This is a genomic window from Caulobacter sp. AVps16 (assembly GCF_058681455.1).
Map to the genome: position 1 here is coordinate 1,395,695 of NZ_CM178739.1, position 13,280 is coordinate 1,408,974.

16 protein-coding genes are annotated in these 13,280 nt (G+C 62.7%); 11 read left to right on the top strand and 5 right to left on the bottom strand.

The window, feature by feature from the left end; all coding sequences use genetic code 11:
- Window positions 1-115 precede the first annotated feature (115 nt).
- The gene (locus tag ACW17U_RS06790) at window positions 116-490 is read left to right on the top strand and encodes a hypothetical protein (protein ID WP_492055317.1); all 375 of its coding nucleotides are present in this window, start codon (window positions 116-118) and stop codon (window positions 488-490) included.
- A complete protein-coding gene (locus tag ACW17U_RS06795; protein WP_492055318.1) occupies window positions 487-1,419 on the top strand; it encodes a sterol desaturase family protein in 933 nt (310 codons plus the stop codon). The genes ACW17U_RS06790 and ACW17U_RS06795 overlap by 4 nt, the downstream gene beginning before the upstream one ends.
- 6 nt (window positions 1,420-1,425) lie before the next feature.
- Here the strand turns inward: ACW17U_RS06795 and ACW17U_RS06800 are convergent, their stop codons facing one another.
- Together ACW17U_RS06800 and ACW17U_RS06805 are read right to left on the bottom strand one after the other, a co-directional pair.
- Window positions 1,426-2,406, bottom strand: a complete 981-nt coding sequence (locus ACW17U_RS06800; RefSeq protein ID WP_492055319.1) for an NUDIX hydrolase — start codon at window positions 2,404-2,406, stop codon at window positions 1,426-1,428.
- Window positions 2,403-3,047 (bottom strand): YfbR-like 5'-deoxynucleotidase, encoded by a 645-nt coding sequence (locus ACW17U_RS06805; RefSeq protein ID WP_492055320.1) that lies wholly within the window; start codon window positions 3,045-3,047, stop codon window positions 2,403-2,405. Before ACW17U_RS06805 ends, ACW17U_RS06800 begins: the two co-directional genes overlap by 4 nt.
- Window positions 3,048-3,154: 107 nt before the next feature.
- On the opposite strand from ACW17U_RS06805, the gene ACW17U_RS06810 reads away from it, so the two are divergent.
- Together ACW17U_RS06810 and ACW17U_RS06815 are read left to right on the top strand one after the other, a co-directional pair.
- A complete protein-coding gene (locus tag ACW17U_RS06810; RefSeq protein WP_062146727.1) occupies window positions 3,155-3,967 on the top strand; it encodes a universal stress protein in 813 nt (270 codons plus the stop codon).
- A gap of 30 nt (window positions 3,968-3,997) precedes the next feature.
- Window positions 3,998-4,375, top strand: a complete 378-nt coding sequence (locus tag ACW17U_RS06815) for a hypothetical protein (protein WP_062146725.1) — start codon at window positions 3,998-4,000, stop codon at window positions 4,373-4,375.
- A gap of 2 nt (window positions 4,376-4,377) precedes the next feature.
- Here the strand turns inward: ACW17U_RS06815 and ACW17U_RS06820 are convergent, their stop codons facing one another.
- The 3 genes from ACW17U_RS06820 to ACW17U_RS06830 form a co-directional block, all read right to left on the bottom strand.
- Complete coding sequence (locus ACW17U_RS06820) at window positions 4,378-5,193, bottom strand: hypothetical protein (RefSeq protein ID WP_492055321.1); 816 nt, start codon at window positions 5,191-5,193, stop codon at window positions 4,378-4,380.
- 72 nt (window positions 5,194-5,265) lie between these two features.
- Window positions 5,266-6,135: an AAA family ATPase gene (locus tag ACW17U_RS06825; RefSeq protein WP_062146720.1), complete on the bottom strand. Its 870-nt coding sequence runs from the start codon at window positions 6,133-6,135 to the stop codon at window positions 5,266-5,268.
- A 120-nt stretch (window positions 6,136-6,255) separates the two neighbouring features.
- Window positions 6,256-8,064 carry a tetratricopeptide repeat protein gene (locus ACW17U_RS06830; RefSeq protein ID WP_492055322.1) on the bottom strand — a complete coding sequence of 603 codons (1,809 nt, stop codon included), beginning with the start codon at window positions 8,062-8,064 and terminating at the stop codon, window positions 6,256-6,258.
- 186 nt (window positions 8,065-8,250) lie between these two features.
- Here ACW17U_RS06830 and flbT point away from each other — a divergent pair, with 186 nt between their 5' ends.
- The 7 genes from flbT (at window position 8,251) to ACW17U_RS06865 (ending at window position 13,219) form a co-directional block, all read left to right on the top strand.
- On the top strand, window positions 8,251-8,676 hold the full coding sequence (flbT, locus tag ACW17U_RS06835) for a flagellar biosynthesis repressor FlbT (RefSeq protein ID WP_062146716.1): 426 nt from the start codon (window positions 8,251-8,253) through the stop codon (window positions 8,674-8,676).
- Window positions 8,636-8,998: a flagellar biosynthesis regulator FlaF gene (flaF, locus tag ACW17U_RS06840; RefSeq protein WP_062146714.1), complete on the top strand. Its 363-nt coding sequence runs from the start codon at window positions 8,636-8,638 to the stop codon at window positions 8,996-8,998. Before flbT ends, flaF begins: the two co-directional genes overlap by 41 nt.
- Window positions 8,999-9,230: 232 nt before the next feature.
- Window positions 9,231-10,049: a flagellin gene (locus ACW17U_RS06845; RefSeq protein ID WP_062146712.1), complete on the top strand. Its 819-nt coding sequence runs from the start codon at window positions 9,231-9,233 to the stop codon at window positions 10,047-10,049.
- A 266-nt stretch (window positions 10,050-10,315) separates the two neighbouring features.
- Complete coding sequence (locus ACW17U_RS06850) at window positions 10,316-11,137, top strand: flagellin (protein WP_062146710.1); 822 nt, start codon at window positions 10,316-10,318, stop codon at window positions 11,135-11,137.
- Window positions 11,138-11,380: 243 nt separating this feature from the next.
- Entirely contained in the window at window positions 11,381-11,566 is a 186-nt protein-coding gene (locus ACW17U_RS06855; protein WP_084746231.1) for a hypothetical protein, read from the top strand.
- 176 nt (window positions 11,567-11,742) lie between these two features.
- Complete coding sequence (locus ACW17U_RS06860; protein WP_062146707.1) at window positions 11,743-12,576, top strand: flagellin; 834 nt, start codon at window positions 11,743-11,745, stop codon at window positions 12,574-12,576.
- Between the two features lie 88 nt (window positions 12,577-12,664).
- Window positions 12,665-13,219, top strand: a complete 555-nt coding sequence (locus tag ACW17U_RS06865) for a GNAT family N-acetyltransferase (RefSeq protein ID WP_062146705.1) — start codon at window positions 12,665-12,667, stop codon at window positions 13,217-13,219.
- Window positions 13,220-13,280 lie beyond the last annotated feature (61 nt).

Consider the following 13,280-nt stretch of genomic DNA (forward strand, 5'->3'; position numbering starts at 1 on the left):
CGAACCACGCGGGCATGGGGTCGAAGAAACTTGACGCAGGCGTCACTCTTGACGTGGGGCACCTGTGGCCCGACGCTGGAAAAAAAGGGAGGGCGGCGTCAGCTTGGAAAAGGCGATGCTGATACAACTGATCGGGTCGGCGATCGCGATCAGCGTGCTCGTGGGCCTATCAGCCTTGGCGGGAATCGCCAGGCCAACCCCGCCGCTGGATGCCACCAGCCTTTCAGCCCTTCTGGCGCAGGAGTTTCCGGACCATCGCCCGATGGCGCGCTGGATATCGGCCGATGGGCGGGCCGCCCTGGCCAGGGACGGCGATACTGCCTTGGTGCTCTGGAGGCGCGGCGACGGCTATGTGGCGCGTGATCTGGACTGGGCCGCCGTGGCGACCGCGCCTTCGCTCAGGGGCCTCCGGATCCTGAAGACGGCTGACGGCCGTCCGGCCCTCGCTGTCGCCGATGATGTCTGGCCCCCGAAGGAGTTGGCGGCATGAAAGCCGAAATCGATCCCGTCCAGATGGCGATACCCTTCTTCGTCCTGGCCATCATCCTCGAGATCGGCCTGGCGCGCCTCGGCAAGGCCAAGGCCCATTACGAACCCCGGGACACGGCCATGTCCCTGGCCATGGGCTTCGGCAGCACGGTCGCCGGACTGCTGACCGCCGGTCTGGTCTTCGCCGCTACGGTCTGGGTGTACGAGCACCGGATCTTCTCAATTCCGATGACCGCCGTCTGGGCCTGGGTTGTACTCTTCTTCGCCGAGGACCTGACCTATTACTGGTTCCACCGCATCGCCCACGAGCGGCGGTTCTGGTGGGCCAGCCATGTGAACCACCACACCTCGACGCACTACAACTTGTCGACCGCGCTGCGGCAAACCTGGACGGGCGGCATTGCCGGGACCTGGATCCTGTGGCTTCCGCTCGTGTTTCTGGGCTTTCCGCCGGCCATGGTGGCCATCCAGAAGGGCATCAGCCTCGTCTACCAGTTCTGGATCCACACCGAGGCGGTCAAGCGCATGCCGCGCTGGTTCGAGGCGGTGTTCAACACGCCGTCGCACCACCGGGTGCATCACGCCCGTAACCCTCGCTATCTGGACGCCAACTATGCCGGCATCCTGATCATCTGGGACCGGATGTTCGGCACCTACATCCCCGAGGTCGACGAAGAGCCCTGCCGCTATGGTACGGTGAAGAACCTTGGCAATTTCAACCTGTTCCACAACGTCTTCCACGAGTGGATCGGCATCGCCAAGGATCTGGCCGGTTCGAAGTCACCACGCGAGGTACTGGGCTTTGTGTTCGGTCCGCCCGGATGGAGCCCGGATGGCTCACGGGATACCTCCCACACCCTGAAGGCCAGGTGGCGGGCGCGGGTGGAGGCGGAGAGGGCTTCAGACGAAGCTCCCGCAGCTGCGGAATAGTGGGTTTCAGTCGCGCAGAAGCGGCAGGCTGAGGCCGCTGGCCGGGCGCGCCACCAGCATTTCACGGCGGAACCGGAACAGTTCGGCCGGACGCCCACCGGTCTCGGCGTCGAGTCTGCCCAGCCCCTCGACCAGATCCTCGCGCTCGACCACCCGGCGGAAGTTCTGCTTGTGCAGCAGCACGCCGGCGATGGCCTCCACTGTGCGCTGCAGGGTCGAGAGGGTGAACTCTTCGGGCGTCAGTTCGAAGACCACCGGACGATACTTGATCTTGCCGCGCAGGCGCGACAGGCCGGTCGCCAGAATGCGACGGTGGTCCGAGATCATGGGTTCGCCGAGGGCTGCCGACAGGGCTGCGGGCTCCGCCGGATCGTCGCCATCGGCGCGGGCCTGGTCGCGAGCGGCCTCCGGGGCGAGGCCAGCTTCGTAAAGGAGCTCGTAGCGCTCCAGGACCCGTTCCTCGTTCCAGGGAGCGCCATCCAGAGCAAAGGCCAGACGGGCGCGAGACCATTTGGCCGCGTCGTCCCCGGCCCAGCGCTTCAAGGCTGGGGCCAGAACGGTGTCCAAGAGGGCAGGCCGGCCCTGCCGCCAGTCCTCCCAGGGGAAGAACCGCGACCAGGGAGCCCAGGCCGTATCGGGAGCATTGGTGTCAATGGCGTCGGGGGTCAGGCCCAGATAGCCGACCGAAACCACGCGCGCGGCTCCGGCCCCGACCTCCGCCCGGGGCGCGTCGCGGCCCTTGTCGCCGAAGGTGTAGAGTTGTTCGACATAGCCCAGCTGGAACCGTGTCTGCTCGGTCACGAAGGCCCGCAGGCCAAGTTCGAAGGTTCGGTGGCCTTCCGGGTCGAACGGACCAAAGGGTAGGCCGGGCAGGGGCGAGGCGACGTCGGTGACAGCGTCATGCGGGCGAACCGTCAGCACGACGGCCTCGCCGTCGCGAATGGCGACGACGACGGCGGAAAGCCCGATGACGACCGACGCGGTCATTCGGTTTCCAGGACCGCGAGGGGGGCTGATTCAAAGCCGGCGGCCCGGGAGAGCACGTGGAATCGCTGCACGTACTGAGCCTGGGCTTCGAACGGGGCCTGCGGCCGGATCTGCAGATCGTATCCCGGGGGCGGCGCTCCGAAAATCGCCAGGGACTCGGCATGTTCGAAGCCGGCCAATTGGGTCGCCTCGAAGAAGGCGCAGGCGCGGTCTGCCTGCTTGATCAGCTTCTTGATCGCCGGCGGCGTCTTCACGGGCAGTCCGAAGCGGATATGGATTGCATCTTCCAGCCGCCCTTCGAAGTCCTTGTAGCTGACGCCGAGTGCAGCCTTGAACGGGCTGATCATGTCGCCGATCACATATTCGGACGCATCATGCAGCAGGGCGGCCAGTCGCCATTTCGGCTCGAGGTCGGGCTTGATATGGGCTGCGATTTCTTCGACCACCAGGCTGTGCTGGGCGACGGAAAAGCCGTGGTCGCCAACCGTTTGGCCGTTCCAGCGGGCGACCCTTGCCAGGCCGTGGGCGATGTCCTCGATCTCGATGTCCATCGGCGACGGGTCGAGGAGATCCAGCCTCCGGCCGGAGAGCATCCTTTGCCAAGCGCGGGGTGCCGCGCCCCTATGCAGCCCTTTGGCCACGAGATCGTTCCTTACGGTGAAGTTGGACTGACTGGCCCATTGGTTGACAAAGATCAATGAGCGGAGCGGCCTGATCTGTGGAAATGCACGCCAAAGGGAGTTCGATCATGAGCTGGGCGAGAATAATGGCTCCACTCGCGGGAGCCCAGGCCGACCGGGAACTTCTTGCGTCTGCGGCCGTGCTAGCCAAGGCCTTTGAGGCTGAGCTGGCCTGTGTCCATGCGCCGGCGGATATGGCCGACCTCATGCCCTGGATGGGTGAAGGCTTCATGGGCGGCGTGCAGGTCACGGCCATGGAGAGCCTGAAGGAGGCGGCCCTGGAAGGTGCCCGCGCCGTCGGGGCCCTGGCTGCCGAGATCGGCTATGGCCGGACCCGGGTGATCAGCCTGGACTCGCCGGTCTGGGCGGGATTGGCCATGGAGGGGCGACTGTCGGACGTCATTGTGTTCGACAACGCCTCGGCGCGCGGCAAGGGGCCGCTGGCGGAAGCCTTTCAGCAGTTGGTGGCGGACGAGCAGCGACCCGTCGTGGTGGCGCGACCGGGCTTGAAGATCGGCGGCGTGGCCCTTGTCGCCTGGGACGGCGGCAAGGAAGCCAGCCGGGCGGTACGCACGGCCTTGCCGCTGTTGCAGAAAGCCTCATCGGTGATCGTTGCCGGCGCGCCAGGCGCGTCATCGCGGCATTTCGATCTGAACCGGTTGGTCGAGTTCCTCAGTTCACGCGGTGTGGCGGCGACCAGTCAGGTCCTGCCGGGTACTGGTGATGCTGCCGGCGTCCTCCTTGGACAGGCTCGGGACATTGGGGCCGACTTCCTGGTCGCCGGGGCGTTCGGCCATCCGCGGCTGCAGGAGTTCATCTTCGGCGGCACGACCCGCAGCCTGCTCAACAGCGATGGTCCTTCGCTGTTCCTGTCACACTAAATCGGCCGTCATTCTCAAAGGGAGGCTTCAATGTCCCTGTCTCGCATCGTGCTGCGCCTTGCCCGCAACCCTGGAACGGAGTTCGCCGGGGGCGACGACCATCGCGGCTACACCCTCACGGCCCCTCTGACGTCCGACGGGCATCTGGATGAAGCGGCCTATGCCAAGCACAGAGCGGCCTGCAGCGTGCGCCGCTTCACGCCCGACGAGGATGCCGTCGACGGCCGGCTGGCGCGAAAAGGGTCACGCTGGTTCTTCGACTACGACTCGGCTGACACGGCCGATGACGAACCTGTGCACCGGCTGGGCGATCACCGATTTGCCCTCGGTGAATATGTCACCGTGACCGACGAAGACGGTCGTGCCCTGACCTACAAGGTGATGGAGGTCGCCGTCATTCCGGCCTGATCTCAGCCACCGACATTGTGGCGAACCAGGGCCTTCATGTCCTTGAAGACGTCATGGTCACCGGAATTGCGGTTCTTGGCCTTGATGGTAGCGACGGCCAGCGGTCCCCCCTTGGGGCCGCGGGCCTCGTAGCCGACGACGCCATAGCCGCTGGGGGCCTTGTCGCTGGCCAGGATCAATGTGGAACGGATCGAGTCCCCGCGCTTGCTGTGGCGGATCTCGGCACCGCCATCGCTGGCCCGGATATTGACGTCACCCTCGGCATCCTCGCCATCTGACGTGGTGATGCTGACACTGTCCTTGTGGCTGTCGCCCTTGACCGTGACGTTCTTGTCGATCTTGACCTCAGATGCGCCACCGTCGCTGCTGTTGATCGTGATGTGGCCAATCTTGATGTCCGCACCGCTGTCGCTGGCATCAATTCTCAGGCCGGGCAGGTGGATGCTGGTCTTGTTGCGCTCGGCCTTGTCTCCAGCCTTGGGCTCGGCCGCAGGCTTGACCGTAGGCATCAGAGTTTTGAGCTCCGCTTCGATGGGGGCGAGGGCGGCCTCTGCGTTGCCGGCGTTCAGCGCGACCAGGCGCAGGTTGACCTCGGCCCCATTGCCGGCATAGGCGCACGACAGGCCATCAGCGGCCACGCTGACGCGCTTCAGTTCCCCCTGGATTTCCGGGCAATCGAGTTTGCTGATTACCCGAATGGGCTCGCCAGAGCGATGGTGCTCAAGCTTCTCGGTCTTGTCCGTTTCACTGCGATGACAGGCCGTCAGAGCCAAGGCGCTGGTGGCGGCGAGCAAGGCGATCCAAGTCGAACGACGCATGACCATTCCTTTGATTTCACAAGGAAGGTGAGGGGGCTCGTGACTCGCGTCCAGTGAATTCCCGGTAAGGCCTTACTGCCCCGGTCGACCGCCGGCCCCCTCACGCCGGGCCAGAAAGGCCAGGCGTTCGAACAGATGGACATCCTGTTCGTTCTTCAGGAGCGCTCCGTGCAGGGGCGGGATCAGCTTGGTCGGATCCTTCTCGCGCAGCAGGCTCTCGTCGATGTCCTCGACCATCAGCAGCTTCAACCAGTCGAGCAGTTCCGAGGTTGAGGGTTTCTTCTTCAGTCCCGGCACCTTGCGCATGTCGTAGAAGATGCGCAGGGCCTCAGAGACCAGCTTCTGCTTGATGCCGGGATAGTGGACATCGATGATGGCCTGCATCGTCGCTTCCTCGGGGAAGCGGATATAGTGGAAGAAGCAGCGCCGCAGGAAGGCGTCCGGCAGTTCCTTCTCGTTGTTGGACGTGATGATGATGATCGGGCGGACCTTGGCCGCGATCGTCTCACCGGTTTCGTAGACATAGAACTCCATGCGATCGAGCTCTTGCAGCAGATCGTTGGGGAATTCGATGTCGGCCTTGTCGATCTCGTCGATCAGCAGGACGGGGCGCACCGGGCTTTCGAAAGCCTCCCAGAGCTTGCCCTTCTTGATGTAGTTTTTGACGTCCTTGACCCGCTCGTCGCCCAGCTGGCTGTCGCGCAGGCGGGTGACGGCGTCATATTCGTAGAGGCCCTGATGGGCCTTGGTCGTCGACTTGATGTGCCAGGTCAGCAGCGGCGCGCCCATGGCCTTGGCCACTTCGTAGGCGAGCACCGTCTTGCCGGTGCCCGGCTCGCCCTTGATCAGGAGCGGACGTTCCAGCGCCACGGAGGCATTGACCGCGACCTTGAGGTCGTCAGTGGCGACATAGTCGGAAGTGCCTTCAAAGCGCTGGCTCATACCCACCCTCTGCCGGATCGATCCGGTCTCGAACAAGTGTTCAAATCAGATGTTCAAACTACCGGGCGGCGCGCGCTTGGCAAGAGCGTCTGGAATTGAAACCGGAATGTCCCGAAACCCTTAGTTCGGCGCCTGCCCCGAATAGGTGTCGGCCAGGGCCTGGGCCACCTCATTCATCGTCGGTGACCAGTCATAGTAGTCCGATGACGAGAAGCAGCGGATCTGCGGATACCAGGGCAGGCTGTCCGTGCCGAGGCGCGTCCAGGATGCCGCGCCACTGATCTGCCAGACCTTGGCCCCGCAGGCTCCTGCCAGGTTGATCGTCGCATTGGAGAAGCCGATGATCAGGTCCATGGCACAGCAGAGAGCCGCGACATCGTCGAGGTCTTTTTTCAGGTCGATGCCTTCCGGCTGCCAGATCTCGACGCCCAGCTCATCCCTGGCGTAGGCGATTTCCTCTTCGCAATCGCCATACTGCAGATTGACGAAGGTGACGCCGGGCGTCTGCAAGACCGGATGCCACAGGTCAAAGGGCGAGAACTGGCGCGCACGCTCGCCATTCAGCTTCAGGCTTTTCCAGAGTAGCCCGACCTTTGGGCCCTGGGGGGCGGCTTCCAGTTGCTGCTGCCAGTGGGCGATTCGGGCCGGGTCGGCTTTCAGGAAGCTGGGGCGCTTCGGGAACGACTCGATGCTCGGGCGCAGAACGGGCAGCAGCGAGCCGATCGGTGCCCAGAGGTCGATCTTGCTCCAGTCTGATACATTAGGTGCCGTACGTCGTACGCGTCCCTCAAAGGCGACCGTACGATGGGCTGTCACTTCGGCGTCGGGGAACGAGCGCTGGACCAACGGGATCAGCCGGTGTTCGACGGCAATTGAAAGTGAGCCTTCCGGGCCAATTGCCTCGATGATGTCCGGCAACAGATTAGCGAACATGACTTCGTCGCCCAGACCCTGTTCGGCGCAGATCAACATGCGCTTTCCAGTCAGGGACTGGTCGGCTGACCAGCGCGGCGCATCGATCAGGAAGCGCGGCGCGTCGGAAAGATCGTGTGAAAAGCGAGACTCATAGGCCGCCCAGCCTTCGCTGACCCGGCCAAGACAGAGCAGGATGGTTGAGCGGGCGAACTGCATCATGGCCAGGTCCTCGACGGACTCGGCGTGGGCAATGGCCGCTTCGCAGTCGGCCAGGGCACCCGGGACATCACCCAGGTCGAGACGGGCATAGGAACGATTATGGTAGCCCTTGCCGAACGATGGCGCGAGCCGGAGCGCCTCATCAAAGAAGGTCAGGGCCTGCTGGCCGTCACCCAGGCTGCACATCACCGTGCCCAGCGTATTCCACAGGATGGGCTGGCCTTGGTCGGCCATGATGGCCGGGCGAAGTATGTCGATGGCCTCGGCGCATTGGTTGAGATCGCGCAGGGCGCAGGCAAGGTTGTTGGTCGCCTCGACGCAGTCGGGTCGTGCCAATCGGTAGTGGGCGAAGAATTTCGCGGCCAGCTCCGGCATATCCATGCGGTAGGCCAGTCGGCCCAGATCCCCGGCGACCGGACCGTGGTCCGGCAAGAGCTGCAGCGCTGCCTCATAGGCGCGCATCGAGGAAACAAAGTCGCCGTTCTTTTCGCGGGCGATTGCCAGGACATGCCAGGCGACCCCCTGACGTTCGTCCTTCTCGAGCACGGCCAGGGCCAGGGTGTCGGCTTTCTGAAAGTCGCGAGCATGAATGGCGGCGATTGCTTCGCCGAGCAGACGGGCTGTTTCGCGGTTTTTCAGTTCCTTGGCGGCGCGGTCCAGCCGGGCGAGAGCTTCTGCGGAGGCCGAGTCTCCCATGGTCGTCCCGGCGATCCCGCGCTGGACGATCGCCGCCGCCGTGACTTCCTGCTGGGCCAGCGAACTTCCAGAGCCTTCAAGGGCGCGTTTGCGGGACATGGTTGAGCCTTGCAGGTTTGGAGTTAACCATCCTGTGAGGCAGTATGCTTAACTGAGTCCTAAGCTGCGGCTCACGGTCACAGGGCCAGCAAGACGGTGTTAACCCGATCCGTCATAGCTTTCTTCTGACCCGCTAATCCTGGCGGACCGGGCTGTCGTGGCGATTGCAAAAGGGAGCGGCATAACGTGCCTTTGAAGCTTTCGCTGAAGCCCGGCGAGAAGTTCGTTTTGAATGGCGCGGTCGTCCAGAATGGCGACCGACGCGGCGTTCTCGTGCTCCAGAACAAGGCCTCCGTCCTTCGAGAGAAGGATATCATGCAGCTGGATCAGGTGACGACGCCATCGCGTCGCATCTACTTCCCCGTCATGATGATGTACCTTGAAGAGAGTGTCGCTGAACGGTTCTACGAAGACTTCGCCACGCGCCTGAACGAGTTCATGAGCGTGGTGCGCAACCCGGCCGTGCTTGCAGATTGCATTGCGATTTCAAAGCACGTCATGGCGCGGGAATACTACAAGGCGCTCATGTTGAGCCGAAAATTGATCGAGTACGAAGACGAGAGGTTGGGGCATGTCTCTTCGAGCCTATCAGCAGGCGGCGACGAGGGCTGAAAATCCGCGTGAACTGGAATATCGCCTCTTCGGACAGGTGACTCGCGCCCTTATGGACGCGGCTCAGTCTCCCGAAGACGATATTGCCAAGCGGATCGATGCGCTGGACTGGAATCGCCGCGTCTGGTCGGCGATGGCCACCGACTGTTCCTTGCCTGAAAACGCCCTGGCACCCGAATTGCGGGCGAGCATCATTTCCCTGAGCCTTTGGGTCGGGCGCCATTCCAGTGCGGTCATGCGCAAGGAAGAGGATTTCGAACCGCTGATCGATATCAATCGCACGATCATGCAAGGTCTGGCGGGGCGCGTCGAAGGGGGCTGATCCCTCAGGCGCCAATTGCCCAGCTGTTTAGGAAGTTCCTGCCGCCCGGCGAATCTTGCATTCGCCGGGCGGCTTCGTTTTGGAGCTTGGCTGGTCTATAGTTCAATAAAATCATTGACTTAAAATCTGGTCACATGGGTCTGCGAGTGGCCCGCCCCTTGCGATGGTCGCTGCAGGCAAAACGCCCAGCCGGCTCGCGCCGGAGAAATCCGACCAAAACGGTAGGTGACCCATGATGAACTCAATCAACACCAACAGTGGTGCGCTTATCGCACTGCAAAACCTCAACTCGACCAACTCGGAGCTCTCAACAACCCAAGGCCGCATCAACACCGGCAAGAAGGTCGCCAACGCCAAGGACAATGGCGCGATCTGGTCGATGTCAAAAATGCAGAGCTCCAGCTCGAGCTCGTTGAACTCCGTGAAGGACTCGCTCCAACGCGGTCAGTCGACGATCGATGTGGCGCTCGCAGCTGGCGACACGATCACTGATCTGCTCAGCAAGATGAAGGAAAAGGCCCTGGCCGCTTCCGACACCTCGCTGAACACGGCAAGCTTCAACGCCCTGAAGGCAGACTTCGAGTCGCTGCGTGATCAGATCACCAAGGCGGCCACGAACGCCAAGTTCAACGGTGTCAGCCTGGCTGATGGCACCACGGCGTCGCTGACCTTCCTGGCCAATGCTGATGGTGGTGGTTTCACCGTGGCGTCCAAGACCCTGTCGCTCGTCGGCATCGGTTTGGCGGCCGGCTCGACCTTCACGGATGCTGCCACGGCCAAGACGATGATTGCCACGATCACGACTGCTCTCACCACTGCGACCAACAAGCTGTCGTCGCTGGGCACCAACTCTGTCGGTCTGGACACGCACCTGACCTTCGTTGGCAAGCTGCAGGACAGCCTGGAAGCGGGTGTTGGCAATCTGGTCGATGCGGATCTGGCGAAGGAAAGTGCCAAGCTGCAGTCGCTGCAAACCAAGCAGCAGCTGGGAGTGCAGGCCCTGTCGATCGCCAATCAGACGCCGCAGTCGATCCTGTCGTTGTTCAAGTGATCCGACAAGCCGGGCGACCTTCGGGTCGCCCGGCGCCTCCTTTTCAGGGCATCAATTGCCCGGCAGAATTTGCCCACGACAACAGCCCCCGGCAGAAATTGCCGGGGGCTGTTGTCGTAAATGGACCTATAACGCTTATTTTTCAAGCCCTTGGCGCATGTTGCCTGGGCGGCAAGTTTGGCCCGGTCATTGCTTCCCACCGACCTGAGCAAAAAGCTCCCGGCAGTCAAAATGACGTCGGACCACCTTGAAAAGGAAAAGTCGTTATGGCGCTGAATAGCATCAACACGAACAGCGGCGCGCTGATCGCGCTGCAAAACCTGAACTCCACCAATTCGGAGCTCGCGACCGTCCAGCAACGCATCAACACCGGAAAGAAGGTGGGGAGTGCGAAGGACAATGGTGCGATCTGGGCGACGGCTAAGAACCAGTCCTCCACGGCCTCCTCATTGAATTCGGTCAAGGACTCGCTGCAGCGCGGCCAGTCGACCATCGACGTGGCCCTGGCCGCCGGCGACACCATCACCGACCTGCTGGGCAAGATGAAGGAAAAGGCGCTCGCAGCGTCTGACACCTCGCTCAATACCGCCAGCTTCAACGCGTTGAAGGCCGACTTCGAGTCGCTGCGTGACCAGATCACCAAGGCGGCCACCAACGCCAAGTTCAACGGCGTCAGCATCGCTGACGGAACCACCACCAAGCTGACCTTCCTGGCCAACTCGGATGGTTCGGGCTTTACGGTCACCGCCAAAACCCTGTCGCTGGCCGGCATCGGCCTGACGACCACCTCGACCTTCGCTGACGCCACTGCTGCCAAGACCATGATCACCACAGTGTCCACGGCCCTGCAAACGGCGACCAACAAGCTGGCTTCGCTGGGCACAAGCTCAGTCGGCCTGGACACCCACCTGACCTTCGTCGGCAAGCTGCAGGACAGCCTGGATGCCGGCGTCGGCAACCTGGTTGACGCTGACCTGGCCAAGGAAAGCGCCAAGCTGCAGTCGCTGCAAACCAAGCAACAGCTGGGCGTGCAGGCACTGTCGATTGCCAACCAAGCTTCGTCATCGATCCTGAGCCTGTTCCGTTAAGGAGCAGGGGAGGCGGGCCAGGGTCTGGTCCGCCTCCGTCTCATTCAGGCCTGAAGGCGAGGAGAACCCGCACCACCAGAGGACGCCGCCGCGCAGGCGCTGGCGCAAGGAGAGATGGAAACCAAAGCCGCTCTGTCGGCCCCCGCAGCCGACCCGGTTCCAACGAGCCCCTATACAAAGTTGAACGCCCCGGAGACCTCCGCGGGCGATGTCGGCGTTTCAGAAGCGCGAAAAGATGCTCCTGTGGAACATCAGCCCGGCGATCTTCGCCTCGTCATCGAACAGGACGAGGACAGTGGGGCCTTCATCTACAAGACTGTAGACCGTCGAACGGGAGAGACCCTCCAGGTCCTACCGCGAGAAGACGTGCTGAAGCTCAAGCATGCGGCCAGCTATGACCCTGGCGCGGTGTATGACGGCCTGACCTGAGGCGGCCCTTTTGCCTCTTCCTCCCCTGCGGCGGCGCGCCGCGGGGCGATCCGGTTATGGTTTATTTCCGTTAACCATAACCTTACCTTCTGATCCTACGGTCGGTTCCGTGAGGGCTCGCTCGCCATGAGGCGTGCGGACCAATCCCGGAAAAAATTTCCGATCGGAGGCCGAGAATGACCCTGAGCGTCAACACCAATCAGCCCGCGCTGATCGCTCTGCAAAATCTGAACAGAACCAACGACGACATGCAGGGTGTGCAAACCCGCATCAACACGGGTTTGGCTGTTTCGAGCGCCCAGGATAACGCCGCCGTTTGGTCGATCGCCCAAGCGCAACGCGCCGACATGAACGCCTTGTCCGCCGTCAAGATGAGTCTCGACCGCGCCACCTCCGTCGCTGATGTGGCCCTGGCGGCCGGCGAATCAGTCTCCGACCTCCTCAACCTGATGCGCGAGAAGGTCGTTGCGGCCAAGGACACCTCCTTGACCACCAAGTCTCGCGAGGCCTTGAACGCCGACTTCCAGGGGCTGATCAAGAATCTCAACCAGGTGCTTTCCAGCGCGACCTTTGACGGCGCGAATCTGCTGAACGGCAGCCTGGCGACCGATGTTTCGTTCCTCGCAGACGCCGATGCCGTGGCTGCAATTACCCTGAACCTGCAGAATCTGTCATTTGGTGGCACGATCAATACGCTGTCGGCGACTGACGACATTCTCAATGTGACCAATGCCACCGGCGTCCTGACGCGGCTGGACGCCACCATGGGGGCCGTGAACCAGGCGGTCGGCAATATCGGTACCCAGGCCAAGCAGATCGACGCCCATCAGACTTTCATCGCGCGTCTTTCCGACGTTCTGGAAACCGGCGTCGGCAATCTGGTCGATGCTGACCTGGCAAAGGAAAGCGCTCGACTCCAGGCCCTGCAGGTCAAGCAGCAACTCGGTGCCCAGGCCTTGTCGATTGCCAACTCGGCACCGCAGATCATCCTCAAGCTGTTCAACGGCTAGCCGTGTTGCGGCGAGACGGCGTCCGCGCACTAGGCCAGACCCGGCGCGCGCGATACGCTTGGAGGGGCAGGATGAGGAAACGGCCAGAATGATCGATCTTCGCGATCTCTGCGACGAGGATGAGGGCGTGCTGTTCAAGTGGCGCTCGGAACCTGAAGTCGATCGTTGGATGTCCGATGCGGCCTTTCCCAGCCGTGAGGCCCATTCGGCCTGGTTCAGCCTTCTTCGCTCGGATCCGGATATGCGCGGCTGGCTGATTACCCGGGGTGGAACGCCGTCGGGCCTGCTGACCCTGTCGGGTTTGCTCAGCCATCATCGGCGAGCGAGCTGGAACTGGTTTCTGGGATCGGCTGAAGCCCGAGGTCGCGGCGTGGGTCGGGCCGCACAGGTGCTTGGGCTGGATCGTGCCTTTGGCGAGCTTGGCCTGCACAAGGTGTTCGCCGAGGTGATGGCTGACAATGACGCCGCGCTAAAGGCCCAGGCTGCCACGGGATTTCGGCGTGAGGGCTATCTGCGCGGCCATGTGCTGAAGACGGGCGTTGCGCGGGATGTCGTGCTTCTCGGAATTCTGGCTTCCGAGTGGAACGCGTTGCGTGAAACGGCCCGCCGCAGGCTGGTGGAGGCGAACCTAATTGCCCCGTAACCACGGGCCTTAATCAGATTTCAGCACAAGCCGTTCAAATAGAAGCGGGGAGCCTCGTGCC

Bases quoted from the DNA above. Each gene is read 5' to 3' on its own strand.
- ACW17U_RS06800 (WP_492055319.1), bottom strand. From the start codon at position 2,406: ATGACCGCGTCGGTCGTCATCGGGCTTTCCGCCGTCGTCGTCGCCATT.
- ACW17U_RS06825 (WP_062146720.1), bottom strand. From the start codon at position 6,135: ATGAGCCAGCGCTTTGAAGGCACTTCCGACTATGTCGCCACTGACGAC.
- ACW17U_RS06865 (WP_062146705.1), top strand. From the start codon at position 12,665: ATGATCGATCTTCGCGATCTCTGCGACGAGGATGAGGGCGTGCTGTTC.
- ACW17U_RS06845 (WP_062146712.1), top strand. From the start codon at position 9,231: ATGATGAACTCAATCAACACCAACAGTGGTGCGCTTATCGCACTGCAA.
- ACW17U_RS06810 (WP_062146727.1), top strand. From the start codon at position 3,155: ATGAGCTGGGCGAGAATAATGGCTCCACTCGCGGGAGCCCAGGCCGAC.
- ACW17U_RS06820 (WP_492055321.1), bottom strand. From the start codon at position 5,193: ATGCGTCGTTCGACTTGGATCGCCTTGCTCGCCGCCACCAGCGCCTTG.
- flaF (WP_062146714.1), top strand. From the start codon at position 8,636: ATGTCTCTTCGAGCCTATCAGCAGGCGGCGACGAGGGCTGAAAATCCG.
- ACW17U_RS06790 (WP_492055317.1), top strand. From the start codon at position 116: ATGCTGATACAACTGATCGGGTCGGCGATCGCGATCAGCGTGCTCGTG.
- ACW17U_RS06860 (WP_062146707.1), top strand. From the start codon at position 11,743: ATGACCCTGAGCGTCAACACCAATCAGCCCGCGCTGATCGCTCTGCAA.
- ACW17U_RS06830 (WP_492055322.1), bottom strand. From the start codon at position 8,064: ATGTCCCGCAAACGCGCCCTTGAAGGCTCTGGAAGTTCGCTGGCCCAG.
- ACW17U_RS06795 (WP_492055318.1), top strand. From the start codon at position 487: ATGAAAGCCGAAATCGATCCCGTCCAGATGGCGATACCCTTCTTCGTC.
- ACW17U_RS06815 (WP_062146725.1), top strand. From the start codon at position 3,998: ATGTCCCTGTCTCGCATCGTGCTGCGCCTTGCCCGCAACCCTGGAACG.
- ACW17U_RS06850 (WP_062146710.1), top strand. From the start codon at position 10,316: ATGGCGCTGAATAGCATCAACACGAACAGCGGCGCGCTGATCGCGCTG.